The following is a 334-nucleotide window of genomic DNA, read 5'->3' as shown; positions in this document are numbered from 1 at the left end:
GCAAATAATACCCTTCAATTATCTTGGGGACGGAAAGATTTTAATTGGAAATACCAATAACAAAAGTATTTCTTCAAGTAAATGTTTAGATGAACTCAACAGTTTACTTCGAGAGGTTACTGTTAATGCACTTTTAAATAACAAAGAAAGCGGATTGTATCAATATTGTATCAATAAATGATAGCTCTATCACCGTGAGGTAACTTTGCAACAGTCGTTTAAGAATATAAAACTTATGAATTTGATCTTTAATATTGACTTTTTTGAGATTTTTGCTAAAATAATTTTTTGGAAATAATACACATATTCTTTCAAAAGAAGGTGGTTAATTTGG

1 protein-coding gene is annotated in these 334 nt (G+C 28.1%); it reads left to right on the top strand.

Annotation, left to right across the window (positions count from 1 at the left end):
• A partial coding sequence (locus N2Z58_01860; GenBank protein ID MCX7653415.1) for a hypothetical protein occupies window positions 1–181 on the top strand: 181 nt, incomplete at its 5' end.
• Between the last annotated feature and the right edge of the window lie 153 nt (window positions 182–334).

This window comes from Fervidobacterium sp., from assembly GCA_026419195.1.
Lineage (GTDB): Bacteria > Thermotogota > Thermotogae > Thermotogales > Fervidobacteriaceae > Fervidobacterium.
Note: the sequence above shows the minus strand (reverse complement) of the source record. Positions and strands in the feature narration are given on the sequence as shown.